Source organism: Agrobacterium sp. 22-214-1, from assembly GCF_053522465.1.
This window is the reverse complement of sequence record NZ_JBNWCK010000005.1, coordinates 260,205-280,430: the sequence shown is the minus strand read 5'-3', so window position 1 is coordinate 280,430 and position 20,226 is coordinate 260,205. Positions and strand designations below refer to the sequence as shown.

Sequence of the window (20,226 nt, the reverse complement as noted above, 5' to 3'; positions counted from 1 at the left end):
AAGAATGTCGATAGCGCAGATTTTGAACAGCATTGCCGCAAAAGGTCTGGTCTTCGAGGCCGGTCACGTCTGGCTCGCGGGCGCAGGGCCGGGCGATGTGCGTTATCTGACGCTGGAAGTGGCGCTCGCGCTGTCTCAGGCCGATATTATCGTGCGCGATGCGCTGGTGAGCGACGAAGTCATAGCGCTTGGTCAGCAGGCGGAGATTGTTTTTGCGGGCAAAAGGGGTGGCAAGCCCTCCGCGACACAGGATGATATTACCGCTTCGCTGATCGATTTCGCCGGCCAGGGCAAAAAGGTGCTGCGGCTGAAGGGCGGTGATCCCTTTATTTTCGGGCGTGGCGGCGAAGAGGCGGAGGCGCTTGTCCAAGCCGGCATTCCGTTTCGCATATTGCCGGGTATGACCTCGTCGTTCACCGCGCTTGCTTCCGCCCGCATCCCCGCAACCATGCGCGGCATCAGCCGCGCCGTGACGCTGGCCACGGGCCACGCGGCGGGCACCGAAGAGGATCTGGACTGGCTGGCGTTGGCGAAAACACGCGAACCCATCGTCGTTTACATGGGGCTGAAGAATATCGGCACGATTGCCGATCTTTTGATGCAGGGTGGGCGTTCCGGCGAAACGCCGGTCGCCGTCATCATGTCGGCAACGACGGCGCAGGAGCGGATTTTCATCGGTTCACTGGAAAGCATAGCTGACGATGCAATCAGGCAAAATTTCGAGGCGCCGGCTTTGATCGTCATCGGCGAGATTGTTTCGATGCGGGCGCGTCTTGGAGTTTCCGGTTCATGACGGCGCGGGCGATCATCATTGGCGCGCCACGTTCTGGCTCCGGCAAGACCAGCGTGACTATCGGCCTGCTCCGGGCCTTTGCCCGACGCGGTATCAAGGTGCGCGGCATCAAGACGGGGCCTGACTACATCGATCCCGGTTTCCATGCCTTTGCCACCGGCACGGCCGGTCTTAATCTGGATAGCTGGGCCATGCGGCCGGAATTGCTGCGGCATCTGTTTTTGCAGCAGACCGAGGATGCGGAACTCGTTCTCATTGAAAGCGCCATGGGCCTGTTCGACGGCATTCCGGTTGCGGAAAATCGTACAGGTTCGGCGGCGGATCTGGCGCGGCTGTTCGGTATTCCCGTGTTGCTGGTGCTGGATGTGTCCGGCCAGTCGCAGACGGCTGCTGCCATCGCCCATGGTTTTGCTCACTACGATCCGGCCGTTACCATGGCGGCCGTTGTGCTGAACCGGGCGGGCAGCGAAAGACACCGGACGCTGTGCACGGAAGCCATCGAAAAAATCGACCTTCCCGTTGCCGGCTGCGTGCTGCGTGACCCTTCGCTGATCCTGCCTGAACGGCATCTGGGGCTGGTGCAAGCCAGCGAACATCCGGAAATCGACGCGCATATAGAACGGCTGGCGGATGCGATGGAAAAATCCATCGATCTCGATGCCCTGCTTTCTCTCGCCGCGCCGGTGAATGTGCCTTCCGGCTCGGTGGACACGGCGATTGCACCGCCCGGCCAGCGCATCGCGCTGGCGGAGGATGCGGCGTTCACTTTCCTTTATCCGCATCTCAGGAAGCATTGGCAGGCGGCCGGGGCCGAGATCGTGCCGTTCTCGCCACTCGCGGATGAGGCGCCCGACGGGAGTTGCGATATCTGCTGGTTGCCGGGTGGGTATCCCGAGCTTTTTGCCGGAAAGCTTGCGGATTCGGCTGGTTTCAAGGCGGGTATTGCCCGCTTTGCTGCGACAAAGCCTGTTCATGGCGAGTGCGGCGGTTACATGGTGCTCGGCGAGGCGCTGGAAGATGCGGATGGCGTGACCCATGCCATGACTGGGCTTCTGTCGCATGCCACCAGCTTTGCGACGCGCAAGATGAATCTCGGCTACCGGCAGGCAACAATCGCGGCAAGCGGGCCGCTCGGTACGGCGGGGGATGTTCTGCGCGGCCATGAATTCCACTACGCGCGGGTTACCGATCCCGGCGGCGATGAGCCCTTCGCCCAGATTGCGGATGGGCAGGGTCGTCCGCTCGGGCCATCGGGCGGCAGGAGAGACTTTGTCTCGGGTACCTTTTTCCACGCCATCGCCAGAGGCGGTTGATCGTTTCCACATGTGATCCGTATACCTGCGGCAAAGTGGACCAAGCTGCGAAAGTTTGTAGGCTTGGCTAATGGGAAGGTGCTATAGATCGTTTTATAGGGCATGGAAGACCGGAGTTATCGCCCGTGATCCATGTTCGATGAAGCACGGCCGGACCGAAAGCTGCTTCATATTTCCTGGTCCGAATCTGCTTTCGCGCATTTATATCGAGCGTGCCCACCAATGATGAAACCTGGATTTTTTGTCTCTGCCGCTCTTGCTGCGACCATTTTGCTGGCGCCTTTGGGTCTCGACAGCACGGCTGCCCATGGTGGTGAAGACTATGCGACGCTGGAAAAGCTCGGTGCGGCGCTGTTCGACGATCCCAGTCTTTCGATGAACCGCACCATGGCCTGTTCCACCTGCCACATGCAGGCCGTCGGTTTTTCCGATGCGCGGGAGAGCGATAAGGTGGGGCGGGACGTATCGCTTGGCGATGACGGTATTTCACTGGGTGACCGCAACGCGCCGACTGCAGCTTATGCCCGCTTCACGCCGCCTTTCGGCAGGAATGCGGCGGGCGAGTATGTCGGCGGGCAGTTCTGGGATGGCCGCGCCTCCCTGCTTGAAGATCAGGCGGGCGGTCCGCCGCTCAATCCCCTCGAAATGGGCATGCCGGACAAGGCCTCGGTCGTCAAACGTCTCAGGGAAAACCCGGATTATGTTGCGGCTTTCGGCACGCAGTTCGGCAAGGATGTTTTTGAAAGCGACGACACCGCCTATGCCGCGATGACGAAGGCGCTGGCGAGCTTTGAGCGGTCGGGTGAGTTCTCCACCTTCGATTCCAAATATGACCGCTTCCTGCGCGGCGAGGAGAAGCTGACCGATCAGGAAGAGCTGGGTCGGGTTCTGATCTCCTCGACGCAATTCACCAATTGCAATACCTGCCATGAAATCCGTGGCGCCAAGGGCCTGGAAGACGGCCTCTTCACCAACCACAAATATTTCAACATCGGCGTTCCCGCCAATACATCGGTTCGGGCCGTGAACGGCTCCAAGCCGGGCGCGGTCGATCTGGGGCTGGCGCAAAATCCTGAAGTTGCTGGCGATGCCGCCCAGCGTGGCAAGTTCAAGGTGCCAACGCTGCGCAATGTCGCCGTCACCGGTCCTTACATGCACAATGGCGTGTTCAAGGATTTGCGTACGGTAGTGCTGTTTTACGTGAAATATAAAAGCAAGAAACCGAGCCGCCAGATCAATCCGGAAACGGGCAAGACGTGGGATGCGCCGGAAGTGCCTGAAAATATCGCCATGGCGGAACTGACATCGGCGCCGGCGCTGGACGACAAGCGTGTGGACGCCATCGTCGCCTTTCTGAAGACGCTGACTGATAAAAGATATGAGCATCTTCTGCCGAAGGAAGATGGGCAGGCGAACGCGCCGCCTGCCCAACCGGTTTCGTCTGGCGTTACGCCGAAAGCGCCTTGAATTCGGCGAGAACCGCATCACCCATTTCGGAGGTGCCGACCTGGCGGCTGCCCTCTGCCATGATGTCGGCGGTGCGGATGCCTTTGTCGAGCACGTTTGCGATCGCTGCTTCGAGCTTTGTTGCCTCATCCACCATGTTGAACGAGTAACGCAGGCACATGGCGAAGGACGCGATCATGGCGATGGGGTTGGCGATGCCCTTGCCGGCAATGTCAGGAGCCGAACCGTGCACCGGCTCATACATGGCCTTGCGCTTGCCGGTCTTGGCGTCAGGCGCGCCGAGCGAAGCGGAGGGCAGCATGCCAAGCGAGCCGGTCAACATGGCGGCGACGTCGGAGAGCATGTCGCCGAAGAGGTTGTCGGTGACGATCACGTCGAACTGCTTGGGCTTGCGCACCAGTTGCATGCCGCCGGCATCCGCCAGCATATGTTCCAGCTGAACATCCCTGAACTTGGCGGCGTGGGTTTCGGTGACCACCTGGTTCCACAGAACGCCGGATTTCATCACGTTGCGCTTTTCCATCGAGCAGACGCGGTTGTCGCGGGTGCGGGCCAGTTCGAAAGCGACGCTGGCGATGCGCTCGATTTCGAAAGTGTCGTAGATCTGCGTGTCGATGCCGCGCTTCTGGCCGTTGCCGAGATCGATGATCTGCTTCGGCTCACCGAAATAAACGCCGCCCGTCAGCTCGCGGACGATGAGGATATCGAGGCCTTCGACCAGTTCCGGCTTCAGCGAAGAGGCCGCTGCAAGTGCCGGATAGCAGATGGCCGGGCGCAGATTGGCGAAAAGTTCGAGATCCTTGCGCAGACGAAGCAGACCGGCTTCCGGGCGGTGCTCGTAGGGCACGCCATCCCATTTCGGGCCGCCAACGGCGCCGAACAGGATCGCATCGGCAGCTAGCGCCTTTTCCATATCCGCATCGGAAATCGCCACGCCATGGGCGTCATAGGCAGAGCCGCCGACCAGACCTTCCGAGACGGTGAAACCGGCATTGTGCGCGCTGTTCATATAATCGATCAGCTTGCGGACTTCGGCCATGGCTTCGGGGCCGATACCGTCACCGGGCAGAAGGAAAAGCGAGCGGACTGTCATGATAAACCCTCCTTGGGCGGCGCGCCGAAAAACATCCTGAAGGGTTTTCGATTGCGGCGAGCGCGGCGTCAAACTCATTCCGTCCTGAACATGGCAAATCGTGTCGCAGCCGGACGGGATGGGAGGTCTCTTATCTCCGCCTCAAGGGCTTTTCAAGCAAAGCAAAAGCCGATCCGGTACGGTTTGTACGGGATCGGCTTTTTTGAAGAGCAGAAATGTGGTCAGGCCCAGGGGCGGACCGAGGCGTTTGCCTTTTCGAACGTGTCGATAGCGCCCGAATGTTCGAGCGTCAGGCCGATATCGTCCAGACCGTTCAGCATGCAGTGACGCTTGAATTCGTCGATCTCGAAGGTGATCGTGCCGCCATCGGGGCCGCTGATTTCCTGACTTTCCAGATCGATGGAGAGAACGGCGTTCGATCCGCGCGACGCATCGTCCAGCAGCTTTTCGAGGTTCTCGGGGCTGACGACGATCGGCAGGATGCCGTTCTTGAAACAGTTATTATAAAAGATATCGGCGAAGCTGGTGGAGATCACGCAGCGGATGCCGAAATCGAGAAGCGCCCATGGCGCATGTTCGCGCGAAGAGCCGCAACCGAAATTGTCACCGGCGACAAGAATCTGGGCGTTCTGGTAGGCGGGCTTGTTCAGGACGAAATCCGGATTGGGCGAACCATCCTCGAGATAACGCGACTCGGCGAAGAGGCCCTTGCCGAGGCCGGTGCGCTTGATGGTCTTCAGATAGTCTTTCGGAATGATCATATCGGTGTCGATATTGACCACCGGCATGGGCGCGGCAACGCCCGTCAGCTTGGTGAATTTTTCCATCTGTCGCTTCCCGTGTTTCCCTTCAACAAAATCCGGGGCTGGTTAAAGCCCGCCGGACGTGTTCTGCCGGGAAATACTGCAAAACTCATCACTTTAGAAGCGCAAACCCGCGTTCTTCGGTACGCCGCGCGCGGCGCTCTGGCATTTTTGCCGACTTGAGACGATCTCAGAGATCGATAATCGTGCCCTTGCCGTCGTTCCAGACGCGCATATCGCGCTGGTTACGGGGCTTGACCGGAATGGGGGCCGGCTTCAGACGCGCGGAAAGCAGGCGGGCAGCACTGAGAACCGCGAGCACGCCGATGAAAGCGACCGTGAGCGACGCGGTGAAAAGGGCGACTATCGCCAGAATTGCAATGCCGGATGCGGCGATGAAAAACGAACGTATGCCTTGCATGATCCAAACCTTTCTATCCAGACGAATGTGGGCCTTCTTCTTCCGGCTTGCAAGAGGATTCAGTGGATTGTCAGCTTGCAGATGTCACAAAAGCTTGACACAAGTGCGGCATGGTCAACTTTTCCGAAAATATTCTTGTGAGACCACGTCGTTCGTTGCTCTCCGTGCCGGCCATCAATGTCCGGGCACTGGAAAAAATCCGCGATCTCGATTGTGACGGAGTGATCCTCGATCTGGAGGATTCGGTCGCACCCGGGATGAAGGACGGGGCGCGGGACAATCTGCAAAAGCTGTTTTCGGAAGCGCCTTTTGCAGCGGGCGAGACCATTATCCGCATCAACCCGCTTTCCACGCCCGACGGGAAGGCGGATTTGGAGCTTGTGCTTTCCTGCCGGCCGGATGCAATTCTTTTGCCGAAGGTGGAGCAGCCGGCCGATATTCACGATGTGGCCGATCTTCTGGCCGAGGCGGATGTGTCGGATCACCTGAAAATCTGGGCGATGATCGAAACGCCGCTTGGTGTCCTGAATGCCGCCTCGATTGCTGACGCGGCCCATACGCCGGAAGCGCGGCTTTCGGCTTTTGTCATCGGGCTCAACGACCTGCGTAAGGCAACGCGGGTGCCGGCCCTTCCCGGACGCACTTATCTCGTATCCTGGATGATGCAGGTGGTGCTTGCCGCCCGTGCGTATGGTCTGGATGTCATCGACAGCGTCTCGAACGATTTCCGCGATATCGCCGCTTTCGAAGCCGAATGTGAGCAGGGTCGCGCCATGGGGTTCGACGGCAAGATGCTGATCCACCCGGCACAGATCGAGCCGGCCAACCGGCACTTCGCCCCGGACGAGGCAGCGGTTGCGGAAGCCCGCGAGATCATTGCCGCTTTCGCAAAACCCGAATCTGTGGAATTGAACGTCATCAACATGAACGGGCGGATGATCGAACGGCTGCATGTGGGGCAGGCCGAAAGGCTGGTCGCCATGGCCGATATCATCGCACAAAGAGAGGCAAAGAAGACGTGAAGGTCTATCGTTTCATAACCGGTCCGGACGACGCGAAATTCTGTCACCGGGTCACCGAGGCGCTGAACAAGGGATGGGAACTCGCGGGTTCGCCAAGCTATGCCTTCAATGCCGCAAGCGGCGTCATGCATTGCGGCCAGGCCGTGACCAAGGTGGTCGAGGGCAAGGAATACCATCCGGACATGAAGCTCGGCGAGCAGTGATCTTAAGTAGAAAATCGAGTGATTCGGGTCCGTCGATCTGATTCTCTCGATTTTCTTGTTTGTTACTGAGTCAAAACGAATATTACGGCGTATTATTCACAGCCCTTGTACAAAATTGACGAAAATACATTAAGTTCATGTTTTTAAAAGATAAAATTTGAAAATCGCATCGTGTCTTGAGATGAAATTGCCGTTGTACATAAAGTGAACAGATACGGCCTATCGCCCTAAGCTTGACTCAAAATATCGAGTCCCAACATATGTTTACGAGCTTGGGGGCGGTCTCTGAGCTGGCACGACAAAGCCGAGGGTGCAACCTCGGCTCCGTGTCGAAACCACAATACCTTAGAAAGCTTGCGGATCAGCATATACACGGAGCAAAATACGCTCACAGACTCTTCTGTCAAGTTTGTCCAAGGTTGAAACCTAACAGGACAATCACATGCATCAACAGTCTTATAAATTGACCGAAAAAGACGCGGTAGAAATTTGGTTGCGGTACTGGGGTGGTGAGTTTCAGCACCACATTGCAGCTTCTTACGGTGTAAACCCGGGACGGGTTAACGAAGTGATTAAGCGCAAACGTCTTGTGGGCAGCGAGACGATTGCACTTTCAATGAGACGCGACCACTAGTGGCTTGAGGGCCGGCACCGTAGTTTTTCGGTGTCGGTCTTTTAACGTTCGGCGGCGGCCTCGTCTGCGCTTTCCTCTATCCGCTCCATGTCGTCGTCCGACAGGCCGAAATGGTGGCCGATTTCGTGGATGAGGACATGGGTGATGATATCGCCCAACGTTTCCTCGTTCTCGGCCCAGTAGTCGAGAATGGGACGGCGATAAAGCGTGATGCGGTTCACCATCTCGCCCGTTTCCATGGTGAAACGTTCAGAGATGCCGCGTCCTTCGAACAGTCCGAGAAGATCGAAGGGTGTTTCGAGCGCCATGTCTTCGAACACGTCATCGGTCGGAAAATCGGCGATCTCGATGATGAGATCCTTCGTTAAGGCGCGGAATTCTTCTGGCAGGTGGCCATATGCCTCGATCGCAAGCGACTCGAAGGCGGAAAGTGTCGGCGCATGGCGGTCCCGCCAATCGTCGGTCTGGTCTATGCGGGCCATTTCTGCTCCTTGTTGGAAGGCCCATATAAACACTTGCTGCGCAAATTTCGAGACCCGACTGCTTCACCTGCCGAAAAAGCATGAAATTCTTGGCGTTACAGTTACTTTTCAAGCCGTCGTCATCTTGACATAAACGGGCGTCTCGCGTAATCGGCACCCAAATTGATGGCGTAGTGCGCCTTCTGTTTATTCCGCCCTTCAAAAAGGCGGCTTCACCGGCAGACATTCAAAGGGGCATTCAGTCCTGACGGATTTCCGCTACTCCGACTGATAAAAAGACGGCCAGCTTGCATTTGCGGGCAGAGCCGGAACGAACATGAAAGGATAAAAAATGTTCGCAGTCATCAAGACCGGCGGTAAGCAGTACCGCGTAGCGGCCGACGCCGTGCTGACCATCGAAAAGCTGGAAGCAGAGGCAGGCGCAACTGTAGAATTCACCGAAGTTCTCGTTGTTGGCGAAGGCGCCGACGCCAAGTTCGGTGCACCCTTTGTCAAGGGCGCCATCGTCAAGGCTGAAGTTGTCGAGCACAATCGCGGCAAGAAGGTCATCGCCTTCAAGAAGCGTCGTCGTCAGAACTCCAAGCGTTCGCGCGGCCATCGTCAGCATCACACTGTCGTCCGCATCACGGACATCGTTGCTGCCTGATCGGCGCGACACGGGAAACAAGGTTTAAAGGAGAACTCCAATGGCACACAAAAAAGCTGGCGGTTCCTCGCGTAACGGTCGCGATTCCGAATCCAAGCGCCTTGGCGTAAAGAAGTTCGGCGGCGAAGCTGTCATTCCAGGCAACATTATTCTGCGTCAGCGCGGCACGCAGTGGCATCCGGGCGCCAATGTTGGCATCGGCAAGGACCACACGATTTTCGCACTGACCGCAGGTAACGTGAACTTCCGTACGAAGGCCAACGGCCGCGTATTCGTATCCGTGGCACCGAAAGCGGAAGCCGCAGAATAAGCCGGTAAGCGTCATATGCAGCCGGTGTCCCATCGACCCGGCTGAGACGTATCAGGTTCAGTCAAGAAAACAGGGGAGATGGGGCACCACCCAACTCCCCTTTTTCTTTAACCCCAAGGAGGGACTGAACCATGCAAGCTGAATTGTTGAGGGTTGACCAATCACGGTCACCCGAGGAACGGCCGAGGCCCGATCGGTCGAGGAGCGATTGCCCCGTTTTACTGTCGCAGAGGCTGGTTTTGCGCAAGCCTCACGAAGAAGACATCGACGCCCTTGCCCATCTTGCCAACAATGCCAATATCGCGACCATGGTGTCGCGTATGCCGCACCCTTACACGGCCAAAGACGCCGCGGATTTTGTGCGACGCTCCAAAGCTGGCGAGATTGGCAAGTGCGTCTATGCGATTACCCGCATGGACAATGGCGAGTTTCTGGGCTGCTGCGCGCTCGAACCCCAGGAAGATGAAAAGACGCTGGAAATCGGTTACTGGCTGGGGGAACCCTACTGGAACCGGGGTTACATGACGGAAGCAGCGCATGCGCTGATCGACATGGCCTTCCGCACGCGTGAAATCGACCAGATCGATGCCCGTTGCCGGGTCACCAACATCGCGTCGCGCCGCGTCATCCAGAAATGCGGTTTCCAGTTCCAGGGCTCCGGCATGGTCGGTTCGCTGGCGCTTGGCGGCATGGTGCCGGTCGAATGGTACAGGCTGGACCGCAAGACCTGGGTTTCGCTGAAGAGCTGGGGGGACATGGGATGAGCACGATAGAGCTTACCCGTCGCCGCGCCGCCACTGCCGTGGCGCCGCCCGGCCCCTGCCCTGTCATCGAGACAAAGCGTCTGGTGCTGCGGCCGCAGCGGCTTTCCGATGCCGGCAGCATTGCGGAATCGCTTGGCGATTTCGCTGTGACCAGAATGCTGGCCCGCGTTCCCGCGCCCTACCACAGGCAGGATGCGCTAGAATGGCTGGTCTTGCGCACTTCTGGCACCCTGCCCGACTGGGATTTCGCCATTACCAGCGGCGACGATACCCTGATCGGTGTCGTCTCAGTGGAATTGCGGCACGGCGAGTGGCATCTCGGCTATTGGCTGAACCGCTTCTACTGGGGCAAGGGTTACATGACCGAGGCGGTGGCCGCCGTGGTAGAGCGGTTCTTCCGCCGCATGCCGGGGGTGACCCTTCACTCCGGCGTATTTGCGGATAACCCCGCTTCGCTGCGCGTGCAGGAAAAACTCGGCTTCCGTGTGACCGGTTGCCATCAGGTCTACGCCACGGCGCGCGCCGCCATGGTGGCGCATATCGGTACGATGATTAAGGCTGAGGATTTCATTCAGCCGCATCGTACTTGAGGAGCATTGCAAGGCCGGTTTGATCCAAACCGGCCTTGTCTCGCGCATGGGCTTCCCGCACGATAGTCTTTGACCTCGTGAAGAAGCGCTTGTATTCGAAACGACGATATTTTTGTTCGACGCAACGGCAAGATTGTTGCGTCCGCAAACCGACAGAACGGCAGTCCGATGAAATTTCTCGATGAAGCAAAAGTCTATATCAAGTCCGGCGACGGCGGCGCGGGCGCCGTTTCCTTCCGGCGCGAAAAATTCATCGAATTCGGCGGTCCTGACGGTGGCGATGGCGGACGCGGCGGCGATGTCTGGGTTGAGGTGGTCAACGGCCTCAACACGCTGATCGATTTCCGCTTCCAGCAGCATTTCAAGGCCTCGATTGGACAGCACGGCATGGGCAAGACCCGCACCGGCGCCAAGGGTTCGGATGTGGTGCTGAAGGTGCCCGTCGGTACGCAGATCTTCGAGGAAGACAATGAGACGCTGATCGTCGATCTGACAAAAGAAGGCCAGCGCTTTCGTCTTGCCGCCGGCGGCAATGGCGGTTTCGGCAATGCCTATTTCAAGTCGTCCACCAATCAGGCTCCCACCCATGCCAATCCGGGCCTCGCAGGCGAGGAAAAGACGGTCTGGCTTCGCCTGAAACTGATCGCCGATGCCGGTCTCGTCGGTCTGCCCAATGCGGGTAAATCCACGTTCCTTGCGACGGTCACCCGTGCGCGGCCGAAGATCGCCAACTATCCCTTCACCACACTTCATCCGAACCTGGGCGTCGCGACCATCGATGGCCGTGAATTCGTGCTGGCCGATATTCCGGGCCTAATCGAAGGCGCGCATGAGGGTGTGGGCATCGGTGACCGTTTCCTCGGCCATGTGGAGCGTACCCGCGTGCTTCTGCATCTCGTTTCCGCGCAGGAGGAGAAGGTCGGCAAGGCCTATAAGACGGTCAAGGCCGAGCTGGACGCCTATGGCGGCGGGCTGACCGACAAGCCGGAAATCGTGGCGCTGTCGCAGATCGACGTGCTTGATGAAAAAGAGCTGAAAAAGAAGGCCAAGGAACTGGAGAAGGCCTGCGGCCGTCCCCCGCTACTTCTCTCCGCTGCCGCCCATATCGGCATGACGGAAGCGCTGCGCGCCCTTCGCGATGTCATCGTCTCGGCGAGCAATGGCGGCGAAACCGCCCTGCCCGACCGGTCGATGCCGCATGAGGACAGCGAGGCCGAGGAAGAGGACGACCGTCTATGAGCCTGACGCGCAAGCCGCTGGCGAGCCATCACCGGATCGTCATCAAGATCGGGTCGGCGCTTCTGGTGGACCGGAAGACCGGTCTCAAGAAAGACTGGCTCGACGCCATCTGTGAGGATATTGCCGCGCTGAAGAAAAATGGCGCGGATGTGCAGGTGGTGTCTTCGGGCGCTATTGCGCTTGGCCGCACCGTGCTTGGCCTGCCTTCCGGTGCATTGAAGCTGGAGGAAAGCCAGGCGGCGGCGGCTGTCGGCCAGATCGCGCTGGCGCGGGCATGGTCGGAAAGCCTGTCGCGGCATGAGATCGTCGCCGGCCAGATTCTTCTGACGCTCTCCGATACCGAAGAGCGTCGCCGTTATCTCAATGCGCGTGCCACCATCAACCAGTTGCTGAAGATCGGCGCTATCCCGATCATCAATGAAAACGATACCGTGGCGACCACCGAGATCCGTTATGGCGACAATGACCGTCTGGCGGCGCGTGTGGCGACCATGACGGGCGCCGATCTTCTGGTGCTGCTTTCGGATATTGACGGGCTTTACACGGCTCCGCCGCATCTCGATCCCGACGCGAAATTCCTTGAGACGATCGCCGATATTACGCCCGAAATCGAGGCCATGGCAGGCGGTGCGGCATCCGAGCTTTCACGCGGCGGCATGCGCACCAAGATCGATGCGGGCAAGATCGCGACCGCTGCCGGCTGCGGCATGATCATCGCCTCCGGCAAGACGCTTAATCCCTTGAAGGCTATCGAAAACGGCGCGCGCTCCTCATGGTTTGCGCCTTCGGGCACGCCGGTGACGGCGCGCAAGACCTGGATTGCCGGGCAATTGCAGCCGGCCGGCGAAATCCATGTGGATGCCGGTGCGGAAAAGGCTCTCTATGCCGGAAAAAGCCTGCTTCCGGCGGGCGTGCGACTGGTGAAGGGCAATTTCGGCCGTGGTGATGCAATCGCCATTATCGGTGCGGAAGGCCGTGAAGTCGCTCGTGGTCTTGCGGGCTACGATGCTGAAGAGGCGCGTCTTATCATCGGTCACAAGTCCCACGAGATCGAGGCGATCCTCGGTTATGTCGGGCGGGCGGCCATGATTCATCGTGACGATCTGGTGATGACGGGCGCTGCCGTCAAAGTTAAAAATGCAAAGAAGGATGAGGTCCATGCCTGAACAGGCCGTGAAGCAGAGCCATGATATTGACGCGCTGATGATCACCATCGGCGCTCAGGCGAAAGCTGCTTCGCGACCGTTGTCCATCGCCGGTACAGACCAGAAGAACCGCGCGCTGCTTGCTATGGCCTCCGCCATCGAGGCATCCAGGGATGCGATCCTTGCCGCCAACAGGAAAGATCTGGCTGCGGCGGAAAGCGCAGGTCTTGCCGCTTCCTTCGTGGACAGATTGACCCTCAACGATGCAAGGATCGCCGGCATTGCTGAAGGCATCCGTTCGGTTGCGGCGCTGCCCGATCCGGTCGGCGAAGTCATCGCCGCCTGGGATCGTCCGAATGGGCTGAAGATCGAGCGCGTGCGCACGCCGCTCGGCGTCATCGGCGTGATCTACGAAAGCCGCCCGAATGTGACGGCGGATGCCGGCGCTTTGTGCCTCAAGGCGGGCAATGCCGTCATCCTGCGCGGCGGCTCGGATTCGCAACATTCATCGCGTGCTATCCATGCCTGCCTCGTGGAAGGCCTGAAGATCGCCGGTCTTCCCGAGCATGCCATTCAGCTGGTGCCGGTGACCGATCGCGCCGCTGTCGGCGCGCTTCTGAGTGGATTGAACGGCACGGTTGACGTTATCGTGCCGCGCGGCGGCAAAAGCCTCGTGGCGCGCGTGCAGTCGGAAGCCCGTGTGCCGGTCTTCGCGCATCTGGAAGGCATTTGTCATGTCTATATCGACAAATCGGCCGATCTCGACATGGCGAAACGTATCGTCGTCAATGCCAAGATGCGCCGCACCGGTATTTGTGGGGCGGCCGAAACGTTGCTGGTGGATGCCGCTGCCGTTTCCACCCATCTTGCGCCGCTCGTCAAGGCCTTGATCGAAGCCGGCTGCGAAGTGCGCGGTTCGCAGGCCGTTCGCGACGTGGTGGCGGGTCTCACGCCGGCGACGGAAGAGGACTGGCGCACCGAATATCTCGATGCGATCATTTCCGTCGCCGTGGTGGAGGGTATTTCGGGCGCGATCGAACATATCGGCACCTATTCGTCCAACCACACCGAGGCGTTGATCGCCGAGGATCCCGATGTGGTCGCGCGTTTCTTCAACGAACTCGATTCGGCCATTCTGCTGCACAATGCTTCGACGCAGTTCGCGGACGGCGGCGAATTCGGCATGGGTGCTGAAATCGGCATTGCCACGGGCAAGATGCATGCGCGGGGCCCGGTTGGCGTCGAGCAGCTTACCTCGTTCAAATACCGGGTGCACGGCACCGGCCAGATACGGACCTGATATTTGCCGGCTGACAAGCGCCTCGACAGACGTTATCTCACCATGCCGCATGTGGAGCGCGGCATGGTCGTTGGCCTGTTCGGTGGTTCTTTTAATCCACCGCATGCGGGTCACGCGCTTGTGGCCGAGATTGCGCTACGCAGGCTTGGTCTCGACCAGCTCTGGTGGATCGTCACACCGGGCAACCCCCTGAAAAGCCGTTCCGAGCTGGCGTCTCTGGAAGATCGCATCGCCGCCTGCGAAAAGCTGGTCCACGATCCGCGCATCAAGGTGACGGCCTTCGAAAAATCACTGGGGATGAGCTATACGGCCAATACGCTCGCCAAGGTGAAGGCGAAAAATCCGCATGTCCGTTTCATCTGGATCATGGGAGCGGACAATCTGAAAAGCTTCCATCGCTGGCAGAAATGGCGGCGGATCGCCGAGACATTCCCGATTGCCGTGATCGATCGGCCAGGCTCCACGCTCTCTTATCTCTCCTCCACCATGGCGCAGGCCTTCAGCCATGCACGGGTGGATGAGGACGATGCCGGCGTTTTGTGGAAAAAAGCGGCCCCTGCCTGGGTTTTCATTCACGGTCCGCGCTCCACGCTCAGCTCCACGGCGCTGCGCAACGGTCGTAAATGACGTCTTCGATCACAAATGATGTATGTGCCGGGTGTCGAAGGGTCCATATCTTGAAAAGTTAATGCTTTGATGCCACCTTCATTGTGTGACGCAGAGAATCGCGTCGCCAGTACCTGTTTTGTCATTCTTGGAAAGGAAAACCTCTGACAACAGTACACGCCAAGGGAAGAGCATTTGTTGCTATCCCGAAGGGCCAGGACAGTGGCGCCGATGCCGCCGGCCATGCCCTCGAAACCGTCCTCGCGAGCCTCGAGGACTCCAAGGCTGAAGATATCGTCTCTCTCAACATTGCCGGAAAATCGGCGCTTGCAGACTACATGGTCGTGGTCTCCGGGCGGTCGAACAGGCATGTTTCGGCGATTTGCGAGCATCTTCTCAAGGACATGAAGGATGAAGGGTTCGGAAACGCCCGCGTCGAAGGTCTCGAGACCGGAGACTGGGTGCTGATCGATACCGGCGACATCATCGTTCACGTGTTCCGCCCGGAAATCCGCGCCTTCTACAACATTGAAAAAATGTGGGCGACGCCGGACATGCCGGAAGAGACGCTGCATTGATGCGGTGAGCCTTTGAGCGAGTGCATCGCTTTTGCCGAAGATCATATCTGACTTCGGAAACGGTGCCTCTGGCTGGAAATCAGACCGGCCGCATAGGAATCCGCAGGCTATGCTGTTAAGAGCGTGACCCTGTTGGGTCACGACGAATGCAGGTTTGCGATGCGGATTTCAATTTTTGCGGTGGGACGGCTGAAATCCGGCCCCGAAAAGGATCTTGCGGCCCGTTATATCGAGCGCCTGGCAAAGACCGGCCCGGCGATCGGGCTGGAGTTTTCGCGGGTGATCGAGGTTGCCGAAAGCCGCGCTTCCAATGCGGAGACCCGCAAGCGCGAAGAAGCCGCGATGCTGGAAAAACATCTGGTTGACGGAGCAGCCCTCGTCCTGCTGGACGAGCGCGGAAAGGCGCTGGACAGTCCTGCCTTTGCTTCATTCTTTGGCGATTTGCGCGATAGCGGCAAGCGAGACCTCGTGATCGCCATAGGCGGAGCCGATGGGCTCGATCCCGCGCTTTACGACAAGGCGACGGCCGTTCTCAATCTCGGCAAGCTGACATGGCCGCATCAGATCGTTCGTATCCTGATCGCCGAGCAGCTTTACCGTGCCGTCACGATCCTCTCCGGTCATCCCTATCATCGCGTTTGATCGGGTTTCGATTCGGAGAATTGTCTCAATTTCAACATGAAGCTTCGCGACACCGCTGACAGCGCACGGCTTTGGCGGCGGCCTTTCCAGGGCCTCTTGGAAGATCGCAGCAAAATCCCTAATATCGGTGCTTCTGCTTCGGCATCAAAGAAAGTTCACATGGACAACAGGCCTCAACGAAAACGGCACGCTGCCCTTGCGGGCGCGGTTATTGCTGCTTTCGTCATGGGGATCGGTCCGACCTATTCGCGCGACGATGCGGGCGCCGTTCCCGCTGCAGGCGATGATTCGTCGCCGGATGCCTTGCAAACGCTGGAGAAGCGCCGCGACCAGAACCGGCAGGATCTGGAGGAACTGGTCGACAGCATCGGTCTTTCGGAAGACAAGACAAGGAAGCTTGAGGAAAGCATCGCCTCCCTCAATCAGGACAGCGCACGCATCCGGGAAGAGCTGATCGCATCGGCTGCCCGGCGCAAGGCGCTGGAAACCAAGATCAGCGACGGTGAGGATCGCCTGGCCAAGCTTTCCGTGCGCGAGGATGGCGTCAAGGCGTCGCTGCGGGAAAGACGCGGCGTGCTGGCGGAGGTTCTGGCGGCGTTGCAGCGCATGGGCCGAAACCCGCCCCCCGCCCTTCTCGTCTCGCCGGAGGATGCGCTGGCGTCCGTGCGAAGCGCCATTCTTCTCGGCGCCGTCGTGCCCGGCATTCGCGGTGAAACCGACAAGCTGGTCGCCGCTCTCAAAGAATTGACCGATCTGAGGCAGGCAATCGCTCGCGAAAAGGACGATCTTACGGGTATGATGACGGCAAGTCTGGAAGAGGAAAAACGCCTCGACCTGCTGATTGCCGAAAACGATCGCAAGAATACCCAGACGACGGCGGAGCTGGAGGCGGAACGCAAGCGATCTGAGGAGCTTGCAAGCAAGGCGACGAGCCTCGAGGGGCTGGTCAGTTCGCTCGAAGGCGAGATTACCTCGGTGCGGGAGGCGATGGAAAAGGCGCGGGCGGAAGAGCAGCGCCTGGCTCGTCTTTCGGAGGCGGAACGCGAAAAGGAGCGGGCCGCGGCCGAGGCTGGAATGCCCGATAAAAACCGTATTGCGCCCGCATATCCCTTCGCGAGTTTGAAGGGAAAGCTGGAGTTGCCGGTTACCGGCGAGGTGCTGCGGCGCTTCGGCGATGCGGACGGAACGGGCCACTTTTCCAAGGGAATTGTCGTCGCGAGCGGACCGGAAGCCATCGTGACGGCGCCTGCAGACGGCTTCGTGGTGTTTGCCGGAGATTTTCGCAGTTATGGCCGGATGATCATCCTCAATACGGGTGATGGATATCATGTGGTGATGACGGGCATGGACAATGTGAGGACGCGGCAGGGAATGTTCGTGTTCTCCGGAGAGCCCATCGCCTCCATGGGTGCAAAAAGAGTAGCGAGTGCAGCAGCATTGGCGCTGGAAACCGACAGGCCAACGCTCTACATTGAGTTCAGGAAAGATGGTGTACCGGTTGATTCTCAACCGTGGTGGACCGCAAAAAATACCGGAAGGGCGCACAATGATTCGTAAGGTTTCGCTTCTCCTTATCGGTGGGCTTATGGGCGCCACGGCGATGAGCGTGATTTATTCGGCGAGCATGCCGGCACAGGCGGCCGGGCCTTCGACCTATAAGGAATTGTCGATCTTTGGCGACGTGTTCGAGCGCGTGCGCGCACAATATGTGACGCCGCCGGATGACGAGAAGCTGGTGGAAAACGCCATCAACGGCATGCTGAGCTCGCTCGATCCGCATTCGAGCTTCATGAATGCCAAGGATGCCAACGACATGCGCACCCAGACAAAGGGTGAATTCGGCGGTCTCGGCATCGAAGTGACCATGGAGAACGAGCTCGTCAAGGTCATTACGCCGATCGACGACACACCGGCTTCCCGCGCAGGCATTCTCGCCGGCGACTTCATTTCGGAAATCGACGGTACGCCGGTTCGTGGCCTCAAGCTGGAACAGGCGGTCGAAAAGATGCGCGGCGCGGTGAAAACGCCGATCAAGCTGACGATCATCCGCCAGGGCGCCGACAAGCCGCTCGAATTCACCGTCATGCGCGATGTCATTGCCGTGCGGGCCGTCAAGTCCCGCGTCGAGGGCGACAATGTCGGTTATCTGCGCGTCATCTCCTTTACCGAGAAGACCTATGACGATCTCGAAAAGGCGATCAAGAAGATCAAGGCGGATGTGCCGGCCGACAAGCTGAAGGGCTATGTGCTCGATCTGCGCCTCAACCCGGGTGGTCTGCTCGATCAGGCGATCAATGTCTCCGACGCCTTCCTCGAGCGCGGTGAGGTCGTTTCGACCCGTGGCCGTAACCCCGACGAGACCCGCCGCTTCAACGCGACGGCTGGCGATCTGACCGATGGCAAGCCGGTAATCGTGCTCGTCAACGGCGGTTCGGCTTCGGCCTCGGAAATCGTTGCCGGCGCCCTGCAGGATCTGCGCCGTGCGACCGTGGTCGGCACGCGTTCCTTCGGTAAGGGTTCGGTCCAGACGATCATTCCGCTCGGCGAGGCGGGCGCGCTGCGCCTGACCACGGCGCTCTATTACACGCCGTCGGGTAAATCGATCCAGGGTACGGGCATTACGCCTGACATCAAGGTCGAACAGCCTTTGCCGCCGGAACTGCAAGGTCGCGTCACGACCGAGGGCGAATCCAGCCTGACCGGCCATATCAAGGGCCAGAGCGAAACCGACGAAGGTTCGGGTTCCTCCGCTTATGTTCCGCCGGAAGCCAAGGATGACATCCAGCTCAACTATGCGCTGGACCTGTTGCGCGGCACAAAGACGGATCCGTCTTTCCCGCCGAACCCGGAAAAGGCTGTGGTCAACAAGCAGTAAGATCTTGCGCCGGTCAGCCGGCGCATTCCATCTATTGCCCAACCGTTTGGACGGATCGTTCATTGCCTTCGGACCTGCGAAAACCGCTTCTGGGTCGTCAGAAAAAAAGCGCCGGTATCAACCGGCGCTTTTCCGTCATTATGGCTCTGTCGGTGCTTGCGGTTTTCTCAATCGGCGGCCTGTCCGTCTATACGGCGCTTTCGCCCGGCAATTTGCAGAAGACGGCGAGCGGGCCGGATGCACAGCCTCAGCTTGCCGAAAAGACACCTGAAGCCCTAGCGGCCGAGGCAACGGCACCCGCTGACGCTGCCGCTCTGCAGCCGCAAAGCGGTCGCTCCGGCGCCAATGTCAATCGCGAGACGATGCCGGATGGCAATGTCGTATCGGTGTACTCTCCCCGCCCGCGCGAGGGCGACGGGCCTGTTTTGATGAGTGGCCAGACCTATGGTCAGGATCCGCGCATGGCGACGCGACCCAATGAGGAACTGCTGGAAGAAACCGCGTTTGGCAGATTGCCGGTTGTCGGTGCGGACGGTTTGCGGCCGATGGAGCAATATGCGCGGCCCTGGTCTGGTGCACGCGGCACCCGGGTGGCGATCGTGGTCGGCGGGCTGGGTCTTAGCCAGACGGGATCGCAAAAAGCGATCCGGGAGCTGCCGCCGGAGGTGACGCTCGGTTTTGCCGCCAGCGGCAACAGCCTGCAGCGCTGGATGCAGGAGGCGCGCCGTCAGGGACATGAAATCCTTCTGCAGATACCGCTTGAGCCTTTCGGTTACCCCGGCACCAATCCCGGCCCTTACACCCTGCTGGCGGGTGATCCCGCCAAGGTCAACATCGACCGGCTGCATCGCTCCATGGCGAAGATCACCAATTACACCGGTATCATGAATTATCTCGGCGGGCGTTTCCTTGCTGAGCAGGCGGCGCTGGAGCCGGTAATGCGCGACATCGGCAAGCGTGGCCTGCTGTTTCTGGATGACGGCTCTTCGGCGCAATCGCTGAGCGGCGGCATTGCCAAGGCGATTTCCGCCCCGCAGGGTTTTGCCGATATTCTGCTCGACGGCGAAGTCACCGAAGCTGCCATTCTGCGCAAGCTGGACGAACTGGAGCGAATTGCACGGCGTAACGGCCAGGCGATCGGCGTTGCTTCGGCTTTCGATGAAAGCGTTGCCGCGATCTCCAAATGGTCGCGCGAGGCTAGCGGGCGCGGCATCGAGATTGTCGGTGTTTCTGCGCTTGTTTCCGGGCAGGCAGGGCAGTAAACCTTGCGTGCGGCCATTTCTGGCGCTCAGACAGTGCG

The 20,226-nt window shown here is 59.3% G+C and carries 22 protein-coding genes; 18 read left to right on the top strand and 4 right to left on the bottom strand.

The annotated features are described in order from the left end of the window. Positions 1-4 precede the first annotated feature (4 nt). From cobA to ACQZ5G_RS19040, 3 genes are all read left to right on the top strand, one after another. The gene (gene cobA, locus ACQZ5G_RS19050; RefSeq protein WP_448738026.1) at positions 5-793 is read left to right on the top strand and encodes a uroporphyrinogen-III C-methyltransferase; all 789 of its coding nucleotides are present in this window, start codon (positions 5-7) and stop codon (positions 791-793) included. Then, positions 790-2,106 (top strand): cobyrinate a,c-diamide synthase, encoded by a 1,317-nt coding sequence (locus ACQZ5G_RS19045; RefSeq protein WP_448738025.1) that lies wholly within the window; start codon positions 790-792, stop codon positions 2,104-2,106. Before cobA ends, ACQZ5G_RS19045 begins: the two co-directional genes overlap by 4 nt. Before the next feature lie 222 nt (positions 2,107-2,328). After that, positions 2,329-3,573 (top strand): cytochrome-c peroxidase, encoded by a 1,245-nt coding sequence (locus ACQZ5G_RS19040; protein WP_448738024.1) that lies wholly within the window; start codon positions 2,329-2,331, stop codon positions 3,571-3,573. Here ACQZ5G_RS19040 and leuB read toward each other — a convergent pair. The 3 genes from leuB to ACQZ5G_RS19025 all read right to left on the bottom strand — a co-directional run bounded on the left by leuB (position 3,554) and on the right by ACQZ5G_RS19025 (position 5,890). Further along, positions 3,554-4,666, bottom strand: coding sequence for a 3-isopropylmalate dehydrogenase (leuB, locus tag ACQZ5G_RS19035; protein ID WP_031233748.1), 1,113 nt, complete (start codon positions 4,664-4,666; stop codon positions 3,554-3,556). The genes ACQZ5G_RS19040 and leuB overlap by 20 nt on opposite strands. A gap of 221 nt (positions 4,667-4,887) precedes the next feature. Continuing rightward, positions 4,888-5,493 (bottom strand): 3-isopropylmalate dehydratase small subunit, encoded by a 606-nt coding sequence (gene leuD, locus ACQZ5G_RS19030; protein WP_003520255.1) that lies wholly within the window; start codon positions 5,491-5,493, stop codon positions 4,888-4,890. Between the two features lie 166 nt (positions 5,494-5,659). Beyond that, entirely contained in the window at positions 5,660-5,890 is a 231-nt protein-coding gene (locus ACQZ5G_RS19025) for a hypothetical protein (RefSeq protein ID WP_020809819.1), read from the bottom strand. A gap of 110 nt (positions 5,891-6,000) precedes the next feature. On the opposite strand from ACQZ5G_RS19025, the gene ACQZ5G_RS19020 reads away from it, so the two are divergent. Together ACQZ5G_RS19020 and ACQZ5G_RS19015 are read left to right on the top strand one after the other, a co-directional pair. Continuing rightward, positions 6,001-6,912 carry an HpcH/HpaI aldolase/citrate lyase family protein gene (locus tag ACQZ5G_RS19020; RefSeq protein ID WP_448738023.1) on the top strand — a complete coding sequence of 304 codons (912 nt, stop codon included), beginning with the start codon at positions 6,001-6,003 and terminating at the stop codon, positions 6,910-6,912. Next, complete coding sequence (locus ACQZ5G_RS19015) at positions 6,909-7,115, top strand: DUF1737 domain-containing protein (protein ID WP_003505258.1); 207 nt, start codon at positions 6,909-6,911, stop codon at positions 7,113-7,115. The genes ACQZ5G_RS19020 and ACQZ5G_RS19015 overlap by 4 nt, the downstream gene beginning before the upstream one ends. A gap of 675 nt (positions 7,116-7,790) precedes the next feature. Here the strand turns inward: ACQZ5G_RS19015 and ACQZ5G_RS19010 are convergent. Further along, entirely contained in the window at positions 7,791-8,231 is a 441-nt protein-coding gene (locus tag ACQZ5G_RS19010; RefSeq protein WP_003492693.1) for a metallopeptidase family protein, read from the bottom strand. A gap of 331 nt (positions 8,232-8,562) precedes the next feature. Here ACQZ5G_RS19010 and rplU point away from each other — a divergent pair, with 331 nt between their 5' ends. The 13 genes from rplU (at position 8,563) to ACQZ5G_RS18945 (ending at position 20,188) form a co-directional block, all read left to right on the top strand. After that, the gene (gene rplU / locus ACQZ5G_RS19005) at positions 8,563-8,877 is read left to right on the top strand and encodes a 50S ribosomal protein L21 (RefSeq protein ID WP_003492690.1); all 315 of its coding nucleotides are present in this window, start codon (positions 8,563-8,565) and stop codon (positions 8,875-8,877) included. Positions 8,878-8,917: 40 nt separating this feature from the next. Beyond that, positions 8,918-9,187: a 50S ribosomal protein L27 gene (gene rpmA, locus ACQZ5G_RS19000; RefSeq protein ID WP_003492686.1), complete on the top strand. Its 270-nt coding sequence runs from the start codon at positions 8,918-8,920 to the stop codon at positions 9,185-9,187. Positions 9,188-9,318: 131 nt separating this feature from the next. Next, complete coding sequence (locus ACQZ5G_RS18995; protein WP_003505256.1) at positions 9,319-9,951, top strand: GNAT family N-acetyltransferase; 633 nt, start codon at positions 9,319-9,321, stop codon at positions 9,949-9,951. Further along, positions 9,948-10,541: a GNAT family N-acetyltransferase gene (locus ACQZ5G_RS18990; protein ID WP_003520260.1), complete on the top strand. Its 594-nt coding sequence runs from the start codon at positions 9,948-9,950 to the stop codon at positions 10,539-10,541. The genes ACQZ5G_RS18995 and ACQZ5G_RS18990 overlap by 4 nt, the downstream gene beginning before the upstream one ends. Before the next feature lie 168 nt (positions 10,542-10,709). Then, a complete protein-coding gene (gene obgE, locus ACQZ5G_RS18985; protein ID WP_035265258.1) occupies positions 10,710-11,780 on the top strand; it encodes a GTPase ObgE in 1,071 nt (356 codons plus the stop codon). After that, positions 11,777-12,946 carry a glutamate 5-kinase gene (gene proB / locus ACQZ5G_RS18980; RefSeq protein WP_448738022.1) on the top strand — a complete coding sequence of 390 codons (1,170 nt, stop codon included), beginning with the start codon at positions 11,777-11,779 and terminating at the stop codon, positions 12,944-12,946. The genes obgE and proB overlap by 4 nt, the downstream gene beginning before the upstream one ends. Further along, complete coding sequence (locus ACQZ5G_RS18975) at positions 12,939-14,225, top strand: glutamate-5-semialdehyde dehydrogenase (RefSeq protein WP_448738021.1); 1,287 nt, start codon at positions 12,939-12,941, stop codon at positions 14,223-14,225. The genes proB and ACQZ5G_RS18975 overlap by 8 nt, the downstream gene beginning before the upstream one ends. A 42-nt stretch (positions 14,226-14,267) precedes the next feature. Continuing rightward, on the top strand, positions 14,268-14,852 hold the full coding sequence (locus ACQZ5G_RS18970; RefSeq protein WP_052025747.1) for a nicotinate-nucleotide adenylyltransferase: 585 nt from the start codon (positions 14,268-14,270) through the stop codon (positions 14,850-14,852). Between the two features lie 113 nt (positions 14,853-14,965). Beyond that, positions 14,966-15,409: a ribosome silencing factor gene (rsfS, locus tag ACQZ5G_RS18965; RefSeq protein ID WP_035236703.1), complete on the top strand. Its 444-nt coding sequence runs from the start codon at positions 14,966-14,968 to the stop codon at positions 15,407-15,409. 159 nt (positions 15,410-15,568) lie between these two features. Continuing rightward, complete coding sequence (gene rlmH, locus ACQZ5G_RS18960; protein WP_174039746.1) at positions 15,569-16,051, top strand: 23S rRNA (pseudouridine(1915)-N(3))-methyltransferase RlmH; 483 nt, start codon at positions 15,569-15,571, stop codon at positions 16,049-16,051. Between the two features lie 159 nt (positions 16,052-16,210). Next, complete coding sequence (locus tag ACQZ5G_RS18955) at positions 16,211-17,608, top strand: murein hydrolase activator EnvC family protein (protein WP_448738020.1); 1,398 nt, start codon at positions 16,211-16,213, stop codon at positions 17,606-17,608. After that, positions 17,598-18,926, top strand: coding sequence for a S41 family peptidase (locus ACQZ5G_RS18950; RefSeq protein WP_448738019.1), 1,329 nt, complete (start codon positions 17,598-17,600; stop codon positions 18,924-18,926). Before ACQZ5G_RS18955 ends, ACQZ5G_RS18950 begins: the two co-directional genes overlap by 11 nt. A 62-nt stretch (positions 18,927-18,988) precedes the next feature. After that, a complete protein-coding gene (locus ACQZ5G_RS18945) occupies positions 18,989-20,188 on the top strand; it encodes a divergent polysaccharide deacetylase family protein (protein ID WP_448738018.1) in 1,200 nt (399 codons plus the stop codon). Positions 20,189-20,226: the final 38 nt, after the last annotated feature.

Bases quoted from the DNA above. Each gene is read 5' to 3' on its own strand.
- leuB (WP_031233748.1), bottom strand. From the start codon at position 4,666: ATGACAGTCCGCTCGCTTTTCCTTCTGCCCGGTGACGGTATCGGCCCC.
- proB (WP_448738022.1), top strand. From the start codon at position 11,777: ATGAGCCTGACGCGCAAGCCGCTGGCGAGCCATCACCGGATCGTCATC.
- cobA (WP_448738026.1), top strand. From the start codon at position 5: ATGTCGATAGCGCAGATTTTGAACAGCATTGCCGCAAAAGGTCTGGTC.
- ACQZ5G_RS19045 (WP_448738025.1), top strand. From the start codon at position 790: ATGACGGCGCGGGCGATCATCATTGGCGCGCCACGTTCTGGCTCCGGC.
- ACQZ5G_RS19010 (WP_003492693.1), bottom strand. From the start codon at position 8,231: ATGGCCCGCATAGACCAGACCGACGATTGGCGGGACCGCCATGCGCCG.
- ACQZ5G_RS19040 (WP_448738024.1), top strand. From the start codon at position 2,329: ATGATGAAACCTGGATTTTTTGTCTCTGCCGCTCTTGCTGCGACCATT.
- leuD (WP_003520255.1), bottom strand. From the start codon at position 5,493: ATGGAAAAATTCACCAAGCTGACGGGCGTTGCCGCGCCCATGCCGGTG.
- ACQZ5G_RS18950 (WP_448738019.1), top strand. From the start codon at position 17,598: ATGATTCGTAAGGTTTCGCTTCTCCTTATCGGTGGGCTTATGGGCGCC.
- ACQZ5G_RS18970 (WP_052025747.1), top strand. From the start codon at position 14,268: ATGCCGCATGTGGAGCGCGGCATGGTCGTTGGCCTGTTCGGTGGTTCT.
- ACQZ5G_RS19025 (WP_020809819.1), bottom strand. From the start codon at position 5,890: ATGCAAGGCATACGTTCGTTTTTCATCGCCGCATCCGGCATTGCAATT.
- rplU (WP_003492690.1), top strand. From the start codon at position 8,563: ATGTTCGCAGTCATCAAGACCGGCGGTAAGCAGTACCGCGTAGCGGCC.
- ACQZ5G_RS18955 (WP_448738020.1), top strand. From the start codon at position 16,211: ATGGACAACAGGCCTCAACGAAAACGGCACGCTGCCCTTGCGGGCGCG.
- ACQZ5G_RS18975 (WP_448738021.1), top strand. From the start codon at position 12,939: ATGCCTGAACAGGCCGTGAAGCAGAGCCATGATATTGACGCGCTGATG.
- rpmA (WP_003492686.1), top strand. From the start codon at position 8,918: ATGGCACACAAAAAAGCTGGCGGTTCCTCGCGTAACGGTCGCGATTCC.
- ACQZ5G_RS18990 (WP_003520260.1), top strand. From the start codon at position 9,948: ATGAGCACGATAGAGCTTACCCGTCGCCGCGCCGCCACTGCCGTGGCG.
- ACQZ5G_RS18995 (WP_003505256.1), top strand. From the start codon at position 9,319: ATGCAAGCTGAATTGTTGAGGGTTGACCAATCACGGTCACCCGAGGAA.
- ACQZ5G_RS19020 (WP_448738023.1), top strand. From the start codon at position 6,001: ATGGTCAACTTTTCCGAAAATATTCTTGTGAGACCACGTCGTTCGTTG.
- obgE (WP_035265258.1), top strand. From the start codon at position 10,710: ATGAAATTTCTCGATGAAGCAAAAGTCTATATCAAGTCCGGCGACGGC.
- rlmH (WP_174039746.1), top strand. From the start codon at position 15,569: ATGCGGATTTCAATTTTTGCGGTGGGACGGCTGAAATCCGGCCCCGAA.